The sequence below is a fragment of the Streptomyces sp. DH12 genome (genome assembly GCF_020873895.1).
Classification (GTDB): Bacteria; Actinomycetota; Actinomycetes; order Streptomycetales; family Streptomycetaceae; genus Streptomyces.
This window is the reverse complement of the sequence record NZ_JAHWGT010000980.1, coordinates 1-462: the sequence shown is the minus strand read 5'-3', so window position 1 is coordinate 462 and position 462 is coordinate 1. Positions and strand designations below refer to the sequence as shown.

General features: G+C 76.2%; 1 pseudogene. It reads right to left on the bottom strand.

What is annotated here, in order from left to right:
• A pseudogene (locus LPA54_RS38090) lies at window positions 1–462 on the bottom strand (VWA domain-containing protein); the annotation flags it as partial.

Below are 462 nucleotides of genomic sequence, written 5' to 3'. Positions count from 1 at the left end.
GTCGGCTGCCGCCGTCCACGCCGGCAGCCGACGGCGCGGGGGACGCGGGGGACGCGGGGGACGCGGGGCCGTGCCGGACGGGCCGGTCCCGTCCGGTGCCAGGAGCGGGACCTGCGGGCCTTCCTTCCCCAGCCTCACTGCGTCGGCGCCCGCGTCGGCGCGCAGCTGCGGCTCCCAGGGTTCGTTGCGCAGGGTGCGGCGCTTCTGCTCGGCCATGCGCTCCCGCAGCCGGGCGGCGAGCCAGGAGACGGTGGTGCCGTCCTCCTCGCCGAGCAGCTCCGCCAGGTTCTCCGTGTACGGCGTGGGGGTGCCCGGATCGCCCGCGTCGAGGCGGTGGTTGGCCTGCACGCTCATCAGCAGCACGACGCGCCGCTTGTCCTCGAAGTGCTCCCACACCCGGGCCGCGTTGCCCGCGAAGCAGCAGTCGAGGACCACCACGACGCGGTCCGGGTGTGGGAGCAC